General features: G+C 56.5%; 18 protein-coding genes. 11 read left to right on the top strand and 7 right to left on the bottom strand.

Going from position 1 to position 20,104, the window contains the following annotated elements:
- Nucleotides 1-221: 221 nt before the first annotated feature.
- A complete protein-coding gene (locus ACR0JF_RS04125; RefSeq protein ID WP_170663378.1) occupies nt 222-1,925 on the bottom strand; it encodes a SulP family inorganic anion transporter in 1,704 nt (567 codons plus the stop codon).
- A gap of 80 nt (nt 1,926-2,005) precedes the next feature.
- On the opposite strand from ACR0JF_RS04125, the gene ACR0JF_RS04120 reads away from it, so the two are divergent.
- On the top strand, nt 2,006-2,713 hold the full coding sequence (locus tag ACR0JF_RS04120; protein WP_170663376.1) for a PaaI family thioesterase: 708 nt from the start codon (nt 2,006-2,008) through the stop codon (nt 2,711-2,713).
- Between the two features lie 51 nt (nt 2,714-2,764).
- Here ACR0JF_RS04120 and ACR0JF_RS04115 read toward each other — a convergent pair whose 3' ends face one another.
- Complete coding sequence (locus ACR0JF_RS04115) at nt 2,765-4,159, bottom strand: pyridoxal-dependent decarboxylase (protein ID WP_170663374.1); 1,395 nt, start codon at nt 4,157-4,159, stop codon at nt 2,765-2,767.
- A 362-nt stretch (nt 4,160-4,521) separates the two neighbouring features.
- On the opposite strand from ACR0JF_RS04115, the gene ACR0JF_RS04110 reads away from it, so the two are divergent.
- The 6 genes from ACR0JF_RS04110 (at nt 4,522) to ACR0JF_RS04085 (ending at nt 8,366) form a co-directional block, all read left to right on the top strand.
- Nucleotides 4,522-4,989 carry a hypothetical protein gene (locus ACR0JF_RS04110; RefSeq protein ID WP_170663372.1) on the top strand — a complete coding sequence of 156 codons (468 nt, stop codon included), beginning with the start codon at nt 4,522-4,524 and terminating at the stop codon, nt 4,987-4,989.
- Between the two features lie 57 nt (nt 4,990-5,046).
- Nucleotides 5,047-5,706, top strand: coding sequence for a hypothetical protein (locus ACR0JF_RS04105; RefSeq protein WP_170663370.1), 660 nt, complete (start codon nt 5,047-5,049; stop codon nt 5,704-5,706).
- 170 nt (nt 5,707-5,876) lie between these two features.
- Nucleotides 5,877-6,215 carry an amidohydrolase family protein gene (locus tag ACR0JF_RS04100; protein WP_480668896.1) on the top strand — a complete coding sequence of 113 codons (339 nt, stop codon included), beginning with the start codon at nt 5,877-5,879 and terminating at the stop codon, nt 6,213-6,215.
- 9 nt (nt 6,216-6,224) lie between these two features.
- Nucleotides 6,225-7,424, top strand: a complete 1,200-nt coding sequence (locus ACR0JF_RS04095) for an amidohydrolase family protein (protein ID WP_480668895.1) — start codon at nt 6,225-6,227, stop codon at nt 7,422-7,424.
- A gap of 303 nt (nt 7,425-7,727) precedes the next feature.
- The gene (locus ACR0JF_RS04090; RefSeq protein ID WP_170663362.1) at nt 7,728-7,916 is read left to right on the top strand and encodes a hypothetical protein; all 189 of its coding nucleotides are present in this window, start codon (nt 7,728-7,730) and stop codon (nt 7,914-7,916) included.
- A 72-nt stretch (nt 7,917-7,988) separates the two neighbouring features.
- Nucleotides 7,989-8,366, top strand: coding sequence for a rhodanese-like domain-containing protein (locus ACR0JF_RS04085; protein WP_170663368.1), 378 nt, complete (start codon nt 7,989-7,991; stop codon nt 8,364-8,366).
- A gap of 9 nt (nt 8,367-8,375) precedes the next feature.
- Here the strand turns inward: ACR0JF_RS04085 and ACR0JF_RS04080 are convergent, their stop codons facing one another.
- Nucleotides 8,376-9,134 (bottom strand): alpha/beta fold hydrolase, encoded by a 759-nt coding sequence (locus ACR0JF_RS04080; RefSeq protein WP_170663366.1) that lies wholly within the window; start codon nt 9,132-9,134, stop codon nt 8,376-8,378.
- A gap of 89 nt (nt 9,135-9,223) precedes the next feature.
- Between ACR0JF_RS04080 and ACR0JF_RS04075 the strand changes: the two genes are divergently transcribed.
- Nucleotides 9,224-9,598, top strand: coding sequence for a hypothetical protein (locus ACR0JF_RS04075; RefSeq protein WP_170378106.1), 375 nt, complete (start codon nt 9,224-9,226; stop codon nt 9,596-9,598).
- A 70-nt stretch (nt 9,599-9,668) separates the two neighbouring features.
- Here ACR0JF_RS04075 and glyA read toward each other — a convergent pair whose 3' ends face one another.
- The gene (gene glyA / locus ACR0JF_RS04070) at nt 9,669-10,964 is read right to left on the bottom strand and encodes a serine hydroxymethyltransferase (protein WP_170747491.1); all 1,296 of its coding nucleotides are present in this window, start codon (nt 10,962-10,964) and stop codon (nt 9,669-9,671) included.
- 122 nt (nt 10,965-11,086) lie between these two features.
- Between glyA and ACR0JF_RS04065 the strand changes: the two genes are divergently transcribed.
- Nucleotides 11,087-11,893 (top strand): NAD kinase, encoded by an 807-nt coding sequence (locus ACR0JF_RS04065; RefSeq protein ID WP_170465611.1) that lies wholly within the window; start codon nt 11,087-11,089, stop codon nt 11,891-11,893.
- 263 nt (nt 11,894-12,156) lie between these two features.
- On the opposite strand, the gene ACR0JF_RS04060 is transcribed toward ACR0JF_RS04065, so the two are convergent.
- The 3 genes from ACR0JF_RS04060 to ACR0JF_RS04050 all read right to left on the bottom strand — a co-directional run bounded on the left by ACR0JF_RS04060 (nt 12,157) and on the right by ACR0JF_RS04050 (nt 18,091).
- Entirely contained in the window at nt 12,157-13,596 is a 1,440-nt protein-coding gene (locus ACR0JF_RS04060) for an amidase family protein (protein WP_170660293.1), read from the bottom strand.
- A gap of 63 nt (nt 13,597-13,659) precedes the next feature.
- On the bottom strand, nt 13,660-15,549 hold the full coding sequence (gene prpE / locus ACR0JF_RS04055; protein ID WP_170660292.1) for a propionate-CoA ligase PrpE: 1,890 nt from the start codon (nt 15,547-15,549) through the stop codon (nt 13,660-13,662).
- Nucleotides 15,550-15,817: 268 nt separating this feature from the next.
- Complete coding sequence (locus tag ACR0JF_RS04050) at nt 15,818-18,091, bottom strand: NADP-dependent malic enzyme (RefSeq protein WP_170660291.1); 2,274 nt, start codon at nt 18,089-18,091, stop codon at nt 15,818-15,820.
- A 164-nt stretch (nt 18,092-18,255) separates the two neighbouring features.
- Between ACR0JF_RS04050 and ACR0JF_RS04045 the strand changes: the two genes are divergently transcribed.
- A complete protein-coding gene (locus ACR0JF_RS04045; protein ID WP_170660290.1) occupies nt 18,256-18,960 on the top strand; it encodes a hypothetical protein in 705 nt (234 codons plus the stop codon).
- Entirely contained in the window at nt 18,923-20,026 is a 1,104-nt protein-coding gene (locus ACR0JF_RS04040; protein WP_170660289.1) for a cupin domain-containing protein, read from the top strand. Before ACR0JF_RS04045 ends, ACR0JF_RS04040 begins: the two co-directional genes overlap by 38 nt.
- Nucleotides 20,027-20,104: the final 78 nt, after the last annotated feature.

Raw genomic sequence — 20,104 nt, 5'->3', positions numbered from 1 at the left:
GAAGAGAAACTTGGGCAATGCGCCAAAGCATAGCCGAACTCCTAACTGGTCTGCAACTTCGGCCGCTGATGGCATTGCGTTTCAAGTGGTGTGCGAATGTAAGGGAAAGCCACAGTTGTTATCTAATGCGAATGTCTGCTTTGTGGGACACTCGTAGTGGACGCGCAATCCTACGTTTTGTTGTCGCTAGTTGGGGGGCGCTCGCGTTAGTTGGAATGCATTCAGCTATGCGATGTTCTGACTTCGTAGGCCTCGATCATCTCGTGGCCTGTTCGAAAAAAGAACTTCTTCGAGACAAGATTGGCTATTCCATAGCGTTCGAGTTCTGTCTCTATCGATGGTTCGGCGAAGAGAAACACGACATTGATGTTACGATCGTGGAGTGTTTGAATGGTTGATTTCAAAACGCTCCCGGCGGTGTAATCTATGTCGTCAATTGCAGAAGCGTCGATACAGAACCAGTTGGTCTTTTCTTCGACCGCGGCGACGACCTCGATAACCTCATTCGCAAATCGCTGCGCGTTTGCATAGTACATCCCGTGTGAAAAGCGGTAAACAATGAGCCCAGGTTCGAATTGCTCGGGTTTGTCGAGTGGTCGTGCCAGCCATTCCCCGTCTGGCATTTTGGAAATGATGGAATTCTTCGGTCGATATCCTTTACGCGTATGATCGATCAGCGAAAGAACCATCGCAAAAATGATGCCTTGTTCAACTCCGGTGGCCACGACCACCGCGGCCGTACCCATTGCGATCCCGAACTCAGTAGGCGCTTGAACGAAGATTTCCCGCAATCCGCGCAGGTCTATCAGCTTCAGACCAATCAGGAATACGACGGAGGACAGCACAGCCTCAGGCAAGAACGCAAGAGGCTGTGTAAAGAACAAGAGAACAAACAACACGACCAACGCCGTAGTCAATTGGGCTATCTGGCTTTGGCCTCCGGCACCGGCAACCATCTCGGTCTTGGTCGGGCTTCCATTGACGACAAAAGTCGCGCTGAATGCCGCGCCAATATTGGCAATACCAAGCCCGACAAGATCGGTATCTTCGTTGAACTTTTCGCCGTAGCGCGCAGCATAGGCGCGAGATGTCGCAGCACTCTGCGCCAGGATGACGACGAGTATCGCCAGCGCTGTAGGGAGCAGCTGTTTGAATGTCGTCCAGTTCCAGTCAACCTGCGGGATAGAGAGTGAAGGCAAACCGCTCGGCACGGGGCCAAGCAAGGCAATCCCGTTTCTTTCGAAATCAAAAAACCAACTTAGTCCGATGATTCCGATGACAGCAATCAATGGCCCAGGCACCTTTGGGGACAGGCGTTTCGCTCCGATCACAATGACCAAAACTGCGGTCGCAATCGAAAATGTCGCCCAACTGATCTGACTGATGTTCTTATAAGCGCTTGAGAGTTTCTGGATTGTGCCATGACCGCTCGTTTCAATGCCTAAAATCCCAGGTAACTCGCCTAAGGCGACCTGAATACCCACACCGGTCAGAAAGCCGACCAGAACCGTTCTTGACAGAAAATCGGCCAGAAACCCCAGACCGACGACTCTGGCCGCGATCAAGAAAATACCTGCCATCAGCGCCAAAAGCGAAGCAAGCGCCATGTATTCAGAAGAACCACTTACAGCCATGCCAGCCAAGGCTGATGCAGTGATGGCAGCAGTCGCCGAGTCTGCGCCAACAACAAGGTGGCGTGAAGATCCGAATATCGCGAAAAGCGTCATTGGAATCATAATCGTATACAGCCCGGTAATGACCGGTGTTCCTGCAATTTTTGTATAGCCCATGACCTCGGGTATCGCGAGGCACGCGAAGGTCACTCCGGCAAGGATTTCGGCCGGAAGATTGGCCGGAACAATAGGCAGAACTCCCTGCAGTACCGGAAGGGATGATCCGTGAGAATGAGACGTTTTGTCAGACATTCAAATGTTGCACTTTCGGGTTAGCCCACGCGTGGTGGCAGAAGCTATTTCTCGTGATAGCACTGGCGTTTTTCGGATGCATGGAACTTTTTGCAGATTTCATCGAATTTGCAACGTCCGGTTTCTGCGTTTTTCTCACGTTCTACAAACGTGATGTTACTCGGCAGCGAGTTGGGGCTTTTCCCGAACAACAGACTTTTGCTGCAACTTGTTTGAACGTCAGTTTTGCGGACCTTCCGGACCTTCACGGCATTGGCTCGAATGTCCGGTTGCAGCGCTTTTCATCACCACGCCCCGGTAAGGCCAAATGCGCAAGTTCTGGGTCGAATTCAGGTTTTTCAGAAGCGAGCATGCTCTTGCCACTGAAAGTTGAGAGTATGGAAACGAACATCAGACAAAAACTGGCTGAGAACAAGTGGAAGGGCGAAATCGGCTTTACCATCGAAAGCCGCGAGCCGGAACGCGTGGTTGCCAGAATGCCGGTAACCGAAGTCGCAAAGAATCCGTTTGGGACGATGCACGCTGGCGCCCTGATCTGGTTAGCCGATATCGCAGCAACCTTGTGTGCCATCGGCGACCTGGACAGCATTGGTGAAGACGGGTCGGGTTTCCCGCTCGCCGTTGATCTTCATACGGTCTTGTCAGGTAACGAAAAGGCGGGCGATCTGATTGCAACCTCCACAACGGTCAAACGCAGCGGCAAGCTCATTGTCATTCGCACCGATGTTCGCGGCGACACGGGGCGGCTGTTGATCGACATGACAACTACGCATCTGCGCGCCGGTTGACCAATTGGATAGGCGCCCGCGGTACTTGCGGCGGGCGCGCATTTCCTTGCCTCAAAGTGTCGTCAGGAAAGCCGTCAACTGATCAATGGTCGCTTCATCCGTGCGTCCATTGGTAACGCAGGCCCGCAAAACCGGTTTTCCCTCGAACACCGCCTTGGAAATCCAGAACCGGCCATCTTCATGAACTGCATCGACATAACGTTGTACAGCGTCGTTCCCTTCCGGCGGAACCATGCAACTCACCCCAATGAGAGACCGGTTTGCCTCCGTCCAACCTGCCTTTCTAAGGTTTTCCGTGAACCGGTTGGTCAGGCGAATTGAGCGTTCAACATGGTCTCCGTAGCCGTCCCATCCGGCAGCACCAAGGGCGAGGAACAGGCGCAACCCCACGAAGCGGCGCGACCACTGGTTGGAATTCACATAGAAATCCTTGGCCGCCTCGCTTTCCGGCATGTAGCTGGCCGAAATCCGGAAAACTTGGGCCGGTATGTCGGGGCGTGAGGTCAGGAACATGCCAGCCCCCATCGTGGTGGCGAACCATTTATGGGCGTCAATCGTGATTGAATCCGCCTGTTCAATGCCATTCAACACCGACCGTCCTGCCGTGCTGGCAATCATCGCGCCACCCCAGGCCGCATCGACGTGAAACCACATGTCATGCTTTTGCGCCAGAGTGCTGCAATCCTTGAGTGGGTCGATCATCCCGGCATTCGTAGTGCCAGCCGTGGCCACGATCAGGACTGGGACGCATCCGCTTTTTAGATCCTCATCAATGGCGGCCGCCAGACAACCCTCGTCCATCTGCCCTTGACCGTCGGTCGCGATCAATCGAACGGCGTTGCGTCCAATGCCCGCTGAATGCGACATCTTCAACCATGCAAGGTGGCTTTCCTTCGAGACGTAAATCGTCGGCTGACCACCGAACGCATAGATGCCCTTGTCGCTGTACTCCGGGCAATTGGCCTGCAAGGCACATAAAACAGCTGTCGAATTGGCCTCGGCCCCACCACTGGTGAAATGCCCCCTGGCCCCCTTGGGAAGCCCGGCGCGCCGGGCCAGTTCATTGATGACATGTTGTTCGATTTCGACAGCAGCAGGCGCATGAGAATACACACAGATTTGCGGATTGAAGGCTGATGCAATCCGATCCGCACATTCTGCGGCAAACGTAGGTGCCGGATTGAACAGGCCGAGATACCCCGGATGCGTCATCTGCACGCTGCCAGTGTCGAGCGCATCAATCACCCAGTCCATCAGCGGTTCAAGGTCTTCTGCTTGGTCAAACCGTTTGGACTGCAGCTCTTCCAACCAGTCAGGCGTCAACTCAGCCGAGGTGGCCTTGCGACTGGCATAGTTGCGGCGTGCCTGGCTCAAACGTTCAGTCAACGCGTTTTCCGCATCCGTTAACTGGTCAAAATCTGGGAAGAGTGCGTCGCGTCCGTGCATCGGGAAATCCTGTGATTGTTCAGTGTGAAACTACCAACACTGAATTGGCACTTCGACCCGAAACATGCGGTATTCACGGGGCTATCATTCCAAGGTTTCTATCCAGATTTGAAGCAAAGACGGCTTTCGGCACATCGCTTCAAAATGTGCAAAGCACAGCATCGGGCAAAATGGGCTCAAAGCAGCCTTTCGCTGCACTTGGCAGAAACAACTACCGTGCGGACAGAACAATCCTTTGTAGCAAATAGACCAATAGGCGACAGCATAGGCTCTCGCCCAAGCTCGATCGTGCAAGTGCATAGTTGCCGGATCAAGGTTGCTTGGGCAGTATGAAATCATCTGGCTTCTAGGAGTTTCTTACAATGCGAAATTTCGCCGCTGCACTAATTTTGATTGTAGTTTCCAGCACTGCTGCGCTCGCGGCGTCTCAAGAGACGCAAGGTCTAATCGAGCGCGCGGCTTCAGATTGCAAGTCGTTTGAGAATGGCGAATTTGATCAGGGCGACGCGGTTTCAGAGATAACCCTCCGTTCGCAGTTCGGGGACGTTGTTGCCGAGCTTGTCGACGAAAGCGAATACGCGTGTTCTTCTGCAGCATCCCTTTACTGCGGCACCGGCGGCTGCATGCTGAACCTCGTGGTCGATGGCTCAGTACGGGCTTGGCAAGCCACCGGATGGCAATTGATAGAATTGGGCCCGGACACCATTCTTTTGATTGGTCGGGACGGTGGATGGTGCGGCGGTGGGGGCGCAGAAGTCTGTTATGAAGCGCTGGTCTGGAGCAATGGACAGGTCTTGACCGTAGGACCAAAACCAGAGCTACGAGAGTAGATTTCATTCTGCGTTTTGCGGAAAAGCCTTGCGCGATTGAGTTGAGAGGAACGAATTTTGGGCTGGCTGAGTGGACTGATTGGTGGACTTTTGATCGGTGGCTTTGCAGCAGCCGCCTTCGTTGTTCATCGGGTCCAATCGCTGTCGGAGATTGATTTCGAGACGGTCCGACCTCCGGTTCCATTTGAAGTCATTGAAAAAGTGCGTGGCGCGGAGACGAGCTATTATTCCAATCAGTCGCAAGCGAGACGGTTTGTTGAACTGAAACAAGACGTCATGGCGTTCTTGCATCCTCCACTAGTTTACAAAATGAACTTCTCTGTTGGACCGTTCCGTCTCAAGGGTCAAACGCTGGAGCAAACAATCCCTTGGGCTCGTGATAAGGGATACCTGATTATCTCGGAGGCTCCCTTATCGGATTTCCACTGGCTCTACGTCTATCTTGCCGAACAACCCGGATTATCCAATTGGGGCGCAGCAGTTCAATTGGAATTTCTGCGAAAGAAGCACCCCCTTCTGCGCAACATAGGCTGGACTGACATTGAAGCTAGCCCCGCGTTAGTCGCAAAAATCTACTCTGGGTACCTTGGAGCCGGTGGGGACTGGGCCACCTGGGAAGCAGATTTGGTTCCCGGTAAGATCGCAGTAGCCCGGCTTGGCGTTAATTCGGTCGAACAAAGTGGGGCCAATCGCTCTGTTCCCGAACCATCAGAATAGGATGATGAGTGAAAGAGTTGCACGATCTACAAATGACTGCTCAGGGCTCGGAACGGTCGTTCGCTACGCTGTGCATTAATGGTCGCTCTGTGGACTAAACAGACTTAGGCAAAATATTGAATTGATCTGTTCCTTCATCACCTTACGCTGGAGATACGGAGGTCAAGCTCATGTATCGCACATTTGTTTCTTCAATTTTTGTGGCCATAGCCACGACCTGCTCTGCGCAGGACTACGATATAGTCATAACGAACGGGCGGGTCATCGATCCGGAGACAGGTTTGGACGCCATCCGAAATCTAGGGATAACTGGCAGCGAAATTGTCGCCATTTCCGAGTTCGCTATGGAACGTTCGTTGCAGATCGATGCAACTGATCTTGTTGTAGCGCCGGGGTTCATCGATTTGCATGCACACGGCATGAATTTGGGCGATATGCGTATGCAGGCGATGCAAGGCGTAACAACCGTTCTGGAATTGGAGTCCGGTATCCTCCCTATTGCAGATTAGTATGCAGAAATGGAACGGCAGCAGACACCGCTGAACTATGGGGCGTCTGCGGCCTGGACCTTTGGTCGAATAGCTGCGTTCACAGGTGAAGGGCCAGTTGCCGAACTATCCTATTTTCAAGATGCGCAGAGGTTCGACGATTGGAAAACAGAAATCGCCGATCCGCTTCGCATGGCGGAGTTGTTGGACTTAGTCGAGCAAGGATTGAAAGAGGGGGCGTTGGGTATAGGCGTTAACGCAGGATACGCGCCTGGTTACGGTCAAAAAGAGTACTTCGCTTTGGCAAATATGGCAGCCGACTACGGCGTGGCTACCTATACGCACGTGCGGTACGCATCGAATTTGGAACCGCAGGGGTCTTTTGAGGCAATAAAAGAATTGATTGCGAACGCCGCGCTTACAGGCGCACACATGCATATCTGTCATATCAACAGTTCTTCATTGGAAGACATCCACGCCACCCTTGATTTGGTGGAACGGGCCCAAGCTCAAGGCATTAACGTCACGGTGGAGGCCTATCCTTATGGTGCCGCGAACACCGTTGTAGGAGCCGCGATGTTCTCAGGCGACGGATGGCGAGAACGCATGAGCTCTACGGCTAAGAACTTTCAATTGGGCGCAGATCGCATGACAGAAGAGGAGCTCACCGATTACCAGAACAACGAGCCTGGCACCTTTGTCACATGGCATTTTCTGGACGAGAACGATCCTGATGCGCTTGCGCTACTGGATGCGTCTGTTACCCACCCAGCAGTCATGATCGCCTCGGATGCAGTGTTCTGGTCCTACTTCGACGAAAGCGGGGCTGTTCTGAACTATGAAGGGAGTGATTGGCCACTTCCCGACAATGTTTTTAGTCACCCGCGGTCGGCTGGGGCGTTTACCAAAATCCTTCGATCTTATGTGCGCGAACGGGGTTTATTGTCACTCGAGGAAGCCATTCGCAAGATGTCCTTGATGCCAGCCCAAACGCTCGAGGAATTCGTTCCACAAATGAGAAAGAAGGGGCGCCTGCAGGTTGGAATGGATGCCGACATTGTCGTCTTTGACCCTACGACCGTATCAGACCTAGCCACCTACGAAAACGCGAACCAACCTGCCAAAGGTGTCCATACCGTTCTCGTAGACGGCTCATTAGTCGTTGAGAATGGTGAACTCAAAATAGACGCTGACTCAGGTCAACCAATCCGCCGCGAGCTCAAAAGATAAGGTAACCGCTTTGAGCTCGTTGCAGCCTTTCGCTAGTTTTCACATTAATGAAGGGTGGCAGCCCAAAGCAGACATCTAAGATCAAGCTTTGCAACTCAAACTTTGCGAACTGAGGCTTCCTCTCTAGACGACAACATTGATTGTCGCAACAAGTCCAGTTGCACCCTGTACAAATTCCATAGACACTGCATTTGCCTCTGCCTTGGACATACGGTTGAACAGCCCATCGCGGGAATTGTTCGGGTGGCCTTTAATGTAAAACTGCGTCGTTAACAGTTCGCGATTTGCATCGAGCACCTTTACATGAATATGTGGAGTACGCCCTGGGTAGATCGTAGGTTAAATTGTGCGAAACATGTAGTTCCCGCTGTTGTCAGTTACGTCTTGGCCAACCCGGCCGAGATCATGATCCAGACCGAAGAACGCACTCTTGCCGCCTATATCGCCAAACCTGTCTCAGACAGCATGTCTCGGGCGTTTCGCGAGCAATAGGTTGATTTGGCTACACCAACCCGTCGTCGCATGCTAACCCTTGCATGTGTGGACAAAAAGGGAGCGGTGCAAATGCCAATGACAGTCAAGGACATGATGGAAGCGGCCAATGCCTTGGTCGCGGGCATCGGTGTGGATCGGGCAAAGGCGCTGATCGAGGGTGGAGCGCTTCTGCTGGATGTTCGCGACGTCGTCGAGCTTCAGCAATCAGGTCGTGCAACCGGCGCGCATCACATCCCACGCGGCATGCTTGAGTTCCGTGCCGATGACACGCTGAAATCCCATGACCCCGAGCTGCGCAAAGACCGGGCTGTGATCCTCTACTGCGCCGCCGGAGGGCGTGCGGCGCTGGCAGGGAAGCTCCTCAAGGATATGGGCTATGACGAGGTCTACAACCTTGGCGGCCTGGCAGATTGGGTCAATGGCGGCGGCGACACCGAGTCCGCCTAGAGGCGTAGGTTACGCGTTCAGGAAGGCCCTGACGGCGGCCTCAAATTCTCGGGGTTTTTCGGCATGCAGCCAATGTCCCGCCCCGGGGATTTTGGCAAAGCGCGCGGCGGGAAAGAGGGTTTTGATCTTGTCGCGGTGTTCGGGCAGAACATAGTCGGAATCTGCCCCGGCCAGAAACAGCGCCGGGCCATTCCATTGTTCGTATACTTCGGGGAACCCCATGATCTTGGGCATCTCGGATGCCAGAGCATCAAGGTTCAGAAGCCATCGTTTCCCCTCGATATCCAGCGATTGGGTAAAGAAGCTTTGCAATGCCGGATCAACCCCTTGCTCTGCCAGTTGTTCTGCCGCGTCGGACCGGCGCGTGACCCGCGAGAAGTCGACCGCGCGCATCGCCTTGATGAACTGGATCTGGCTATGGCCGTACGTCACCGGCGCAATATCGGCGACCACCAGTTTGCGGACCATATCCCCGTGTTGCAAAGCCAGCATCATGGCCGCCTTGCCTCCCATCGAATGCCCCACCACATCGGCTGATCCGCCAAGGCTCTCGATCACTTCCGCCAGATCGGACGCGAGATCGGGATAGCCATGCTCATCGCTCCACAGGCTCTGAGAGTGGTTGCGCATGTCGACGGCAATCACCTGCCGCTCGTCGGAAAGACGCCGAGCGATGACGCCCCAGTTGCGGGCCGAGCCATAGAGCCCGTGCGCAATCAACAGGGGAGGGGTGTACGTCGGGTCGCCATGGATGATCGTATTCAGCATAGTCTTTTGATACGCGCGACTGCACTGAACAACCAGCCCCATTGTCGCCCCAGTGCAGGGCGGTTAAGTTGTCCCGTCAGGAGGCGCAGATGACGCAGGAAACAGATATCCAGACCCAGATCGCACAGACTATTCAGTTGCTGCGCAAGAAACTGGGGGTCAAGGACAAGACGCTGATCGCCTCGGTGCGCCGCGCCAAGCGACGCTTGCCGCGCAATGTCTACAAACAAGCCATGGTGTTGGCGGAAGCCGAGAAGATTGCTGAACATCCGAAACTACGTCTGGTGCTGGACGGGGCGAAGCTTGAGAAAGCCTCGGATGAAGTGCAGAGCCACTTGAATGCTATTAATTTGGCGGATCGTCGACTGGGATGGTTTCTGAGCTTTCTTGGATCTGTAGCATTGGGTTTGATCGCTTTGGCAGCATTGGCGATGATTGTGCTGCGCTGGCGCGGGTTCATCTGACCCAAACGTTGTTGCAACGAAAAACGGCGCCGTGTGTGGCGCCGTTTTCTTATTTTGTATCCGAGAAGAATCAGAGGTTTGGATAGATAGGGAATCTGGCGCAGAGGTCGGCGACTTCGGCTTTGACCTTGGCCTCGACCTCGGCATTGCCGTCTTCGCCATTGGCGGCCAGACCGTCGACCACTTCGATGATCCAGTCCGCGATCTGACGGAACTCGACCTCGCCAAAGCCGCGTGTGGTGCCGGCGGGGCTGCCGAGACGGATGCCCGAGGTGATGGTCGGCTTCTCTGGATCAAACGGTACGCCGTTCTTGTTGCAGGTAATATGCGCGCGGCCCAAAGCCTTCTCGGTCGCGTTGCCCTTCACACCTTTGGGGCGCAGGTCGACCAGCACAACATGGGTGTCGGTGCCGTGGGTCACCGTGTCCAGGCCGCCCTTGATCAGCTGATCCGACAGCGCCTGCGCGTTGGTGATGACCTGCTGGATATAGGTCTTGAACTCGGGGCGCAGAGCCTCGCCGAAGGCAACGGCTTTACCTGCGATGACATGCATCAGAGGACCACCCTGAATGCCGGGGAAGATCGCCGAATTCACTTTCTTAGCGATATCTTCATCATTGGTCAGGATCATACCACCACGAGGACCGCGCAGGGTTTTGTGGGTTGTCGTGGTCGCCACATGCGCGTGCGGGAAGGGGCTGGGATGCTCGCCTGCGGCCACCAGACCGGCGAAATGCGCCATGTCCACGTGCAGGTAAGCGCCGACCATGTCGGCGATCTCGCGCATGCGGGCAAAGTCGATCTGACGCGGGATAGCCGAGCCGCCTGCGATGATCAGCTTGGGCTGGTGCTCTTTCGCCAGCGCCTCGACCTGATCGTAGTCGAGCATGTTGTCTTCTTTGCGCACGCCGTATTGCACGGCGTTGAACCACTTGCCCGACTGGTTCGGACGCGCGCCGTGGGTCAGGTGACCACCGGCGTCGAGGCTCATGCCCAGAATGGTGTCGCCGGGCTGGATCAGCGCCTGGAACACGCCCTGGTTGGCCTGGCTGCCTGAGTTCGGCTGCACGTTGGCAAAGCCGCAACCAAACAGCTCTTTCGCGCGGTCGATGGCCAGGTTTTCGGCGATATCGACGAACTGGCAGCCGCCATAGTAGCGACGGCCGGGATAACCTTCGGCGTATTTATTGGTCATCACCGAGCCCTGCGCCTCCATCACGGCGGCAGAGACGATGTTTTCCGACGCGATCAGCTCGATTTCGTCGCGCTGACGGCCCAGCTCGGACGTGATCGAGCCAAAAAGCTCAGGATCACGGTCCGACAAAGACTGGGTGAAAAAACCGGTGTCACGGAGATTGGCGTTCATGATAGCTCCACATGTCTGGGGTATTGCTTGCGGATTTCCTATCGGAAACCCTGCCGAGGCAACAGCTTTAAAGCGACGAATTGCGCGGCGTGGGCGTCAACTCTGGCCTATTGGGGAAAGGTATGTTTGTTTCGGAACCAAATGTGCAGCACCGGAAACCGGAAAAAATGAAAAAGAGAATCGCTTTTCTCGCAAGCGAGGCTGATGTCGCGCAATCAGCCCGCGAGGTCCTGGTTGCCAAATACGGAAACGCCGCGCCACGCGATGCGGATGTGGTGGTGGCGCTGGGTGGCGATGGGTTCATGCTGCGCACGCTCAAGAACATGCAGCACCTCGATGCGCCGGTATATGGGATGAACCGCGGAACCATCGGGTTCTTGATGAATACCTATTCTGATACCGACCTCTTAGAACGTCTCGATGACGCCGAGGTGGAGGTCATCAATCCTCTGGCCATGCGCGCCATGGATCAATCCGGGAAACTGCATGAGGCGCTGGCGATCAACGAGGTGTCTTTGCTGCGTGCAGGTCCGCAAGCGGCGCGTCTGAAGATCAGCGTCGATGGCCGCGAAAGGATGGGAGAGCTTGTCTGTGACGGCGCGCTTCTGTCTACGCCTGCGGGATCGACAGCGTATAACTATTCGGCCCATGGTCCGATTTTGCCGATCGGGGCGGATGTGTTGGCCCTGACCGCGATTGCTGCATTTCGACCCCGTCGGTGGCGCGGGGCCCTGCTGCCTAAAACCGCAACAGTTCGCATAGACGTGCTGGATGCCGACAAACGCCCGGTGATGGCCGATGCCGATTCTATTTCCTTTCCTGACATTGATTGGGTCGAAATCTGCTCGGAATCCGAAATCACCCATCGCATTCTTTTCGACCCCGGACATGGCCTTGAAGAGCGCCTGATTTCTGAACAATTCACTTAGAATTTCCTCAGTTTTGAAAAAAAATTTTTCCTTGTGTGAACAAGTTCACATGCCGGTGAGCGTGCAATAGGTAATGTGATCTTGCCTGGAGAACACGCTTAGGTGGGAGTGAGTGGCCACCAAACAGCGTTTTCGACATACTTGCGCATTTTTTGCGCTGGCGAGGGTGGGTGGTGCCACGCTCGTTATCTGAAATCCAGGCATATTTAAGCAAGCGGACCCCGGGCACAAAAACCCGGGGTCGATTTTTTTTGGGGGGGGGGTCAATCGGAGCGGGTCATTCGCTCCCAAAGAGGTTTGCACATCTGCCCGACCCGCGCCTCGATCGCCGCCGCCGCATCGACCGCAAGATCTTCACGCCAACGACGCGCTGCGATCTGAACATTGATGGGCTGCAGGCCGTTGGGCAGGTCTGCCAGTCTTGCCGGAACGCAGGCGGCAGGCAGGCCAAGGAAGTTCATCGCATAGGAATAGACCGCGCAGCCTAGAACCTCATGCACGCCCTCGGCCCCTTCGGTGTCGCGGTCCGGCTTGAAAAAGGGTTGAGGCAGGAACGGCGACAGGACGAGGGGGTAATCTTCAAGGAAGAGGGACCATTCACGGGCATAGTGGCTGCGTTTGGCGAGCATGCGCAGCAGTTCAGTCTCGACGATAGGCGGGAATTCCTGAAAATAAACCTCGAAGATATCCTGGATGGTTTGGGAACCGGCCGCCTGGATATCGGATTTCAACAAGGTCAGAACCTCGCCCATCAATGTGCGGTATCCGATGCGACCGCATTCGAAGACATCTGGGGGTTCGATCTCGTCAACCAGATAGCCCGCATCGACCAGCGCGTCGCGCGCGGTGTCCAGCGCCTTTTCGACCTCTGTATGCAGGGCGTATCCGAATGTGTTCTTGGTAAAGGCCACTTTGATCGGAGCGTCCAGAGCCTCACCCCGCCATGGCAAGGGGACATGAAACGGGTCGCGCGGGTCTGGGGCGATCAGACTGGGCATTGACAGGGACAGGTCTGCTGCGCGCCGGGTGATCAGGCCCTGAACGGACATGGATTGGGCGAGTATTCCGCGCTCGGCCGTTTGGCTGGGGTTCCAGGCGGGGACGCGACCAAGGCCGGGTTTGACTGTCACCGCCCCGTTGGCGGCAGCCGGAAACCTGAGGCTTCCGCCAATGTCATTTCCATGCGCCAAAGCGCCAATCCCGGCCATGACGGCTGCCCCGGCACCGCCCGATGACCCTCCGGCTGAGATATGCCGACCCCAGGGATTGTGTGTGCGCCCATAAAGCGGATTGTCGGTGTCGGCGCGGAAGGAAAATTCGGGCGTGTTAGTCCGGCCAATAACGATGGCACCGGCGTTTTGAAGGTTTGATACAACCGGCGCGTCATCAGGGGCGATAACATCTTTCAGCGCCACGACCCCGTTTGTGGTGGCGTGGCCCTTTTGATCGACATTGATCTTGATGGTTACCGGCACCCCGTGCAGCAGCCCGGTCGGTTTCCCAGCTGCCCGTGCCTGATCCAAGGCGCACGCGCGTTGTAAGGCCTGCTGGCTCAGGTCCTCGACCACAGCATTCAGATCGGGATTGACGGCATTCATGCGAGAGAGAGAGGATGCAACGGCGTCCTCAGCACTCAGGTCACCGTTGCGGGTCAGGGTGGTCAGCTCAGTGGCGCTGAGTTGCCAGATTTTGCTTTGAGTCATGGGCCCTCACTGTCTTAGCAAGACAGTAAGGGGCCTGTTTCAGGTTGCAAGAGGGGGGCCGCGCTACTGAGCGTAACCAATCGTCTGCAACGCGTCCTTGATCTCGTCCAAGATGGCGGGATCGTCGATGGTCGCGGGCATCTTGTAGTCTTTGCCATCGGCAATCGACACCATGGTGCCTCGCAGAATCTTGCCCGAGCGGGTCTTGGGCAGGCGGTCCACCACCACGGCCAGTTTAAAGGCAGCCACAGGGCCGATTTTGTCTCGGACCATCTTGACGACTTCGTTCGACACCTCGGTATGGTCACGGTCGGCACCGGTATTCAGGCACAGGAAGCCCACCGGCATCTGACCTTTCAACTGGTCCGAAACACCGATCACGGCACATTCGGCGACGTCAGGATGGGCGGCCAAGACCTCCTCCATCCCGCCGGTCGACAGTCGGTGGCCCGCAACGTTGATCACGTCATCGGTGCGCGCCATGATATAGAGGTAACCATCCTCGTCGATCATGCCCGCATCACCGGTCTCATAGTAGCCGGGGAAGTGGTTCAGGTACGAGCTTTTGAACCGCTCTTCGGCGTTCCACAGCGTTGGCAAAGTGCCCGGAGGCAGCGGCAGTTTGACCGCAATCGCGCCCAGTTCACCCGGTTTCAGCGGATAGCCACCCTCGTCTAGGATCTGAACGTCATAGCCTGGCATCGGCTTGGCCGGAGATCCCAGTTTGATGGGCAGTTCCTCGATCCCCAGCGGGTTGCCTGCAATGGCCCAACCGGTCTCGGTCTGCCACCAGTGGTCGACGATCGGAACGTTCAGCGCATCCTGTGCCCAGGTGATGGTATCGGGGTCGGCGCGTTCGCCTGCGAGATACATGGCGCGCAGGCCGGACAAGTCGTATTTGCCAATCAATTCGCCCTTTGGGTCTTCACGCTTGACGGCGCGGATCGCGGTGGGGGCGGTGAAGAAACTGCGCACGTTATGTTCGGAGATGACCCGCCAGAAGGTGCCCGCGTCGGGGGTGCCGACAGGTTTACCCTCGAACACAATAGTGGTGTTGCCGTGGATCAGCGGGGCATAGCAGATGTACGAGTGGCCAACGACCCAACCCACATCCGAGGCGGCCCAGAACACATCGCCCGGATCGACGTTGTAGATATTTTTCATCGACCAGTTCAGCGCCACCAGATGCCCGGCGGTCGGACGCACAACGCCTTTGGGCGCGCCCGTGGTGCCTGAGGTATAGAGGATATAGGCCGGATCATTGCCCGCGACCGGCACGCATTCGGCAGGTTCGACGCCGTATTGGAAGCCATGCCAGTTGAAGTCGCGTCCTTCGATCAGTTGTGCCACTTCCTGTTCGCGCTGGAAGATGACGCAGAACTCGGGTTTGTGGCTTGCCAGGTCGATGGCGCCGTCCAGCAGAGGTTTATAGTGAACCACGCGGCCCGGCTCCAACCCGCAGGAGGCGGCGATGATGGCTTTGGGCTTGGCGTCGTCGATCCGTACAGCCAGTTCATTGCTGGCAAAGCCTCCGAACACCACCGAATGCACGGCACCCAGACGGGCACAGGCCAGCATCGCTTCCAGCGCTTCGGGGATCATCGGCATGTAGATGATGACGCGGTCGCCTTTTTCAACGCCCTTTGCGCGCAGCGCACCGGCCAGCGTTGCCACCCGGTTCCGCAGCTCGACATACGAGATCTCGCGCTTGGTATGGGTGATCGGGCTGTCATAGATAATGGCGGTCTGTTCGCCGCGCCCATTTTCCACGTGGCGGTCGACGGCGTTCCAGCAGGTATTGACCTGCGCATCGCTGAACCATTCATACAGAGGGGCGTTGTCGGCAAACAGGGCTTTGCTGGGGGCCGAGACCCAATCAATGCCTTTGGCGGCATCCATCCAGAACGCCTCGGGGTCGTTTTTCCAGCTATCGTAAACGTCTTGATAAGCCATCAGGCCCTCCTCCCAAAATCGCTGCGATAGTTGTTAGGCAGCGAAAGGGCAGCGGGCAAGCGGCGCGAGTGACGGCGCGTCAGTTTATCGCAAAATATTTGCAGGATGGCCGAAAAAAGCCTGCAAATTTTTGCAAACCTCAAGATTTTATGGAATTTAGCAGGTTCAAAATAGGATTTTGCAAACCTGCAAATTTATGGGTGCAAAGGGTATTGGTTGAGTCGGACAGCCAGACACCCACAGGATGTCGGGCGTTGATCTAGCCGTTCTAGCCATAGTGGGTTACGGGCGTGCCCGCGATCGCTGCCATGTTCAGCAGCCCCCTTGAGGTGATCGAAGGGGTCACGATATGTGCCTTATTGCCCATGCCCATCAGGATCGGACCAACTTCGATTCCGTCGGCTTTCATCTTCAGAACGTTGCGTACGCCGCTTGCGGCATCTGCATGCGCGAAGATCAGGACATTCGCGGCACCTTCGAGGCGCGAGGCAGGGAAAATGCGTTCACGCAGTTCGGGGTTGAGGGCCGTGTCCAGGTTCATCTCGCCTTCATAGGTGAAATCGCGCGGTTCGCTGTCCAGAATGGCAATTGCCTCACGCAGTCGCTTGCCCGAGCCTTCGGCCTGGTTGCCGAATTGCGACTGCGAGCAGAAGGCAATCTTCGGCTCAAGCCCGAAACGCCGTACGTGGCGGGCTGCGCCCAGCGTGATCTCTGCCAGTTCCGCCGGATTCGGCAATTGCCGCACATGAGTGTCGGCGATGAATAGAGGGCCGTCCTCGAGAATCATCAACGACAAAGCCCCATGTGGGCGCAGGTCAGGGGTGCCCAGAACCTGTTCGACGTAATTCAAATGCCAGCGGTATTCACCGAACGTGCCGCAGATCATGCTGTCGGCTTCGCCGCGGTGAACCATGATTGCGCCAATCGCGGTGGAATTCGTACGCATGATCGCCTTGGCCAGATCGGGTGTGACGCCGCGGCGCTGCATGATCTGGTGGTATGAGTTCCAGTAGTCGTAGTAGCGCGGATCGTTTTCCGGGTTCACGATCTGCAGATCCTTGCCAGGACGGACGACCAGACCCAGACGCTCACAACGGGCCTCGATCACGTCGGGGCGGCCAATGAGGATCGGAGTTTCGGTTGTTTCCTCAAGGATGGCCTGCGCGGCGCGCAATACGCGCTCATCCTCGCCCTCGGCGAAGACGATCCGGCGGCTTGAGGCTGCGGCGGCCTCGAACACGGGGCGCATAAGAAGGGCAGATTTGAAGACGGTCTGGTTCAGCTTTTCCTTGTAGGCCTCAAGGTCGTCGATCGGACGTTTGGCAACGCCGCTCTCCATTGCGGCCTTGGCGACCGCCGAAGATACGATCCCCACGAGGCGCGGATCAAAGGGTTTAGGGATCAGGTAGTCCGGGCCAAACGTCAGTTGCTCACCCTTGTAGGCAGCGGCGGCCTCGGCGCTTGTGGTGGCGCGGGCCAATTCGGCAATGCCTTCGACGCAGGCAATCTGCATCTCGTCATTGATCTCGGTTGCGCCGACATCCAATGCGCCGCGGAAGATGAATGGAAAACATAGCACGTTGTTGACTTGATTGGGAAAATCGCTGCGTCCGGTCGCGATGATCGCATCAGGCGCGACTTCACGCGCGGCTTCGGGCAGGATTTCGGGCGTCGGGTTGGCCAGAGCGAAGATGATCGGGCGGTCGGCCATTTTCTCGACCATCTCGGGCGTCAGAACATTCGGGCCGCTTAGGCCAAGGAACAGATCTGCGCCGCCAATCACGTCGTCGAGTGTTCGAAGGTCGGATTTCTGGGCGAACTGATCCTTGTGCGGATTCATATCCTCGGCACGACCCTCATAGACCAACCCGTGAACGTCGCACAGCCAGATATTCTCTCGCTTGACGCCAAGTTTGACAAGCATGTTGAGGCAGGCGATCCCGGCCGCTCCACCACCGGTCGAAACGATTTTAATGTCCTCGAAGGTCTTGCCGGCGACGTGCAGAGCATTGCGGGCGGCGGCTCCGACAACAATGGCGGTTCCGTGCTGGTCGTCGTGAAAAACGGGGATGTTCATGCGCTCGCGACAAAGCTTTTCGACAATGAAGCAATCGGGGGCTTTAATGTCCTCAAGGTTGATTGCGCCAAAGGTCGGCTCCAGCGCGCAGACGACATCGGCCAGTTTTTCGGGGTCAGGCTGGTCGACCTCGATGTCGAAGCAGTCGATCCCGGCGAATTTCTTAAACAGGACGGCCTTGCCCTCCATCACCGGCTTAGAAGCCAGCGCGCCGATATTGCCCAAACCCAGAACAGCTGTCCCGTTCGACACCACTGCCACAAGGTTGCCGCGCGCCGTATAGTGTTCCGCGTTCGAGGGGTCGGCCTTGATCTCAAGACTGGCCTCGGCCACGCCGGGTGAATAGGCGCGGGCAAGATCACGGCCGTTTGCCATCGGCTTTGTAGCCTTGATTTCAAGCTTTCCGGGCTTGGGATGGGCGTGATAGTCAAGCGCGGCCTGCCGCAAGCTGGGTGTGTCAGACATCGGCGGTAAAGCTCCCCTGCAAAATTTGATTTAGCCTTAAACTATTTTTTTAGACTTGGCCATGCCGCGTCTAAAGCTTGGCAAAACCCGACCGTTTCCTTGATTAATTGTCGCAAAATTTTTACAAACCGCAAACTCCTGCGAATTGCTCTGAGATTCCCAAAATGCCCAACGACCTCAAAATGACATCTTCCGAGGTGTTCCCGCCATCCCGTTTCCGCTTTGGGGTCGACCGGTTCTGGTTCTGGGCTGGGCTCGGCGTTGCGGCCTTCATCCTTGGGTGTATTGCCTTGTTCCCCTTGCAGGCTGAGGTGTTCAATCAGGAAGGCGGATTGATCGAGACGATCTCGGCGGCTTGTTTGTTCATGGCTGGGGTTGTGGCCTTGGTTAAATACCGAGGCCTCGCGCGGCTTTACATCGGCGTGGGGTGCCTGCTTCTGGCGGAGCGCGAGCTTGAGGCGGATATTTACGCGGAAGGCTCTGTGCCATTCGCGGTGCTAAGCGGCTTGGACGGACTGCTCGACATGACGCTGGTGCGTGTCGCCCTGGCGGTCGTCGTGCTGGGGGGCGTGCTATGGCATGGCATTCCCAACGCGTGGCGGGCGGTCAGGGTTCAGGCGCCCTTCCTTGCGATCTTTGTGCTTGCCGGACTTGCCGCAGTTGTGGCGCAGGGGCTCGAAGAAATCTCGGGCCTGTATCAGGCCACGATGTCCTCGGTTATGAAGACGCGGCTGTTTGTTCTGGAAGAAACGCTCGAGATGTATTTTTCGATTGGCATTCTGGCGTCGGTTCTGATCGGATGGCCGAAAGAACCGACTGACGAGAGCTTGCATGACCCAGACAGCGCACGCGGCGAACACCCGCGCTGAAATCCGTTTGCCGACGCAGGAATTGCGCGACGATATTCCGTTCTACACCAAGGTGTTGGGGATGCAGATGGATATGATATATCCAGCAGACGATCCTCGCACTGCCGTGTTTTCCGGCCATGGCCTACGGGTGCGGATCGAGAAGGATGCACCCGAAACCCCTGGCACTTTACGTATTCTGACCGAGAACCCCGAGGGTTTTGCGAATGGCGACCGGGTTCTGGTAGCTCCGAATGGCACGCGTATCGAAATCGAGGACCTCGATCCCCCTCTGGTGATGCCCGAAACGGTGCATTCCTTTGTCGTGCGCAGGCTCAAGGACCAAGCACCGTGGATCATCGGAAGGGCCGGGATGCACTATCGCGATCTGGTGCCGGATCGTTTGGGCGGGTCGATCATTGCCAGTCATATTCGCATCCCCGATGGCGGCCCTGTGCCGGATATGGTGCATTTCCATAAGGTCGGGTTTCAGCTGATCTTCTGCATACATGGCTGGGTTGATGTCGTTTACGAAGATCAGGGCGACAAATTGCGTCTGACCGCCGGGGATTGCTTTATCCAACCGCCGGAAATCCGCCATCGCGTGCTGGAAGCCTCGGACAATGTGCAGGTGATCGAGATTGGGGTTCCGGCCGAACATGTCACCGAAATTGATCACGAAATGGAACTGCCGACGCCGCATCTGCGCCCCGACCGGGAGTGGCAGGGGCAACGTTTTGTCTACAATCAGGCGAAAGATGCGGATTGGGTGCCGTTCCGACTGCCGGGTTATATCTGCCGCGACACTACGATTGCCGAGAACACCAAGGGCGTTGCTGGTGTTCAGGTCGTCCGGCGCGGGCAGGGCGAGCCGGTCTGGGCCAGCCACGACACCGACATCCATTTCACCTTCGTCATGAACGGAGAGGTCACTCTGGAGGGCGAAGGCCGTGACCCCTATCAACTGGAGCAAGGGGATGCCTTTGTGATACCACCGGGTATGCGTACACGCTTGGCGCAGCCCTCTGACGATGTGGAACTGCTCGAGGTGACCTTGCCGGGGGTGTTCAAGACGGTTCTGGAATAAATGCGCGGTGGGGCTTCTATTCGCCCCTCGTTTTCCGGTAGGGTCTGAATTTCTGACCAACTGATCAAAAAATGGGGA

The organism is Ruegeria sp. BG11, from assembly GCF_056538565.1.
This window is presented reverse-complemented; position numbering and strand designations above follow the sequence as displayed.

Excerpts from the sequence above, each read along its gene's own strand:
- ACR0JF_RS04125 (WP_170663378.1), bottom strand. The coding sequence starts at position 1,925 with ATGTCTGACAAAACGTCTCATTCTCACGGATCATCCCTTCCGGTACTG.
- ACR0JF_RS04120 (WP_170663376.1), top strand. The coding sequence starts at position 2,006 with ATGGAACTTTTTGCAGATTTCATCGAATTTGCAACGTCCGGTTTCTGC.
- ACR0JF_RS04115 (WP_170663374.1), bottom strand. The coding sequence starts at position 4,159 with ATGCACGGACGCGACGCACTCTTCCCAGATTTTGACCAGTTAACGGAT.
- ACR0JF_RS04110 (WP_170663372.1), top strand. The coding sequence starts at position 4,522 with ATGCGAAATTTCGCCGCTGCACTAATTTTGATTGTAGTTTCCAGCACT.
- ACR0JF_RS04100 (WP_480668896.1), top strand. The coding sequence starts at position 5,877 with ATGTATCGCACATTTGTTTCTTCAATTTTTGTGGCCATAGCCACGACC.
- ACR0JF_RS04095 (WP_480668895.1), top strand. The coding sequence starts at position 6,225 with ATGGAACGGCAGCAGACACCGCTGAACTATGGGGCGTCTGCGGCCTGG.
- ACR0JF_RS04090 (WP_170663362.1), top strand. The coding sequence starts at position 7,728 with ATGAATATGTGGAGTACGCCCTGGGTAGATCGTAGGTTAAATTGTGCG.
- ACR0JF_RS04085 (WP_170663368.1), top strand. The coding sequence starts at position 7,989 with ATGCCAATGACAGTCAAGGACATGATGGAAGCGGCCAATGCCTTGGTC.
- ACR0JF_RS04080 (WP_170663366.1), bottom strand. The coding sequence starts at position 9,134 with ATGCTGAATACGATCATCCATGGCGACCCGACGTACACCCCTCCCCTG.
- ACR0JF_RS04075 (WP_170378106.1), top strand. The coding sequence starts at position 9,224 with ATGACGCAGGAAACAGATATCCAGACCCAGATCGCACAGACTATTCAG.
- glyA (WP_170747491.1), bottom strand. The coding sequence starts at position 10,964 with ATGAACGCCAATCTCCGTGACACCGGTTTTTTCACCCAGTCTTTGTCG.
- ACR0JF_RS04065 (WP_170465611.1), top strand. The coding sequence starts at position 11,087 with ATGTTTGTTTCGGAACCAAATGTGCAGCACCGGAAACCGGAAAAAATG.
- ACR0JF_RS04060 (WP_170660293.1), bottom strand. The coding sequence starts at position 13,596 with ATGACTCAAAGCAAAATCTGGCAACTCAGCGCCACTGAGCTGACCACC.
- prpE (WP_170660292.1), bottom strand. The coding sequence starts at position 15,549 with ATGGCTTATCAAGACGTTTACGATAGCTGGAAAAACGACCCCGAGGCG.
- ACR0JF_RS04050 (WP_170660291.1), bottom strand. The coding sequence starts at position 18,091 with ATGTCTGACACACCCAGCTTGCGGCAGGCCGCGCTTGACTATCACGCC.
- ACR0JF_RS04045 (WP_170660290.1), top strand. The coding sequence starts at position 18,256 with ATGCCCAACGACCTCAAAATGACATCTTCCGAGGTGTTCCCGCCATCC.
- ACR0JF_RS04040 (WP_170660289.1), top strand. The coding sequence starts at position 18,923 with ATGACCCAGACAGCGCACGCGGCGAACACCCGCGCTGAAATCCGTTTG.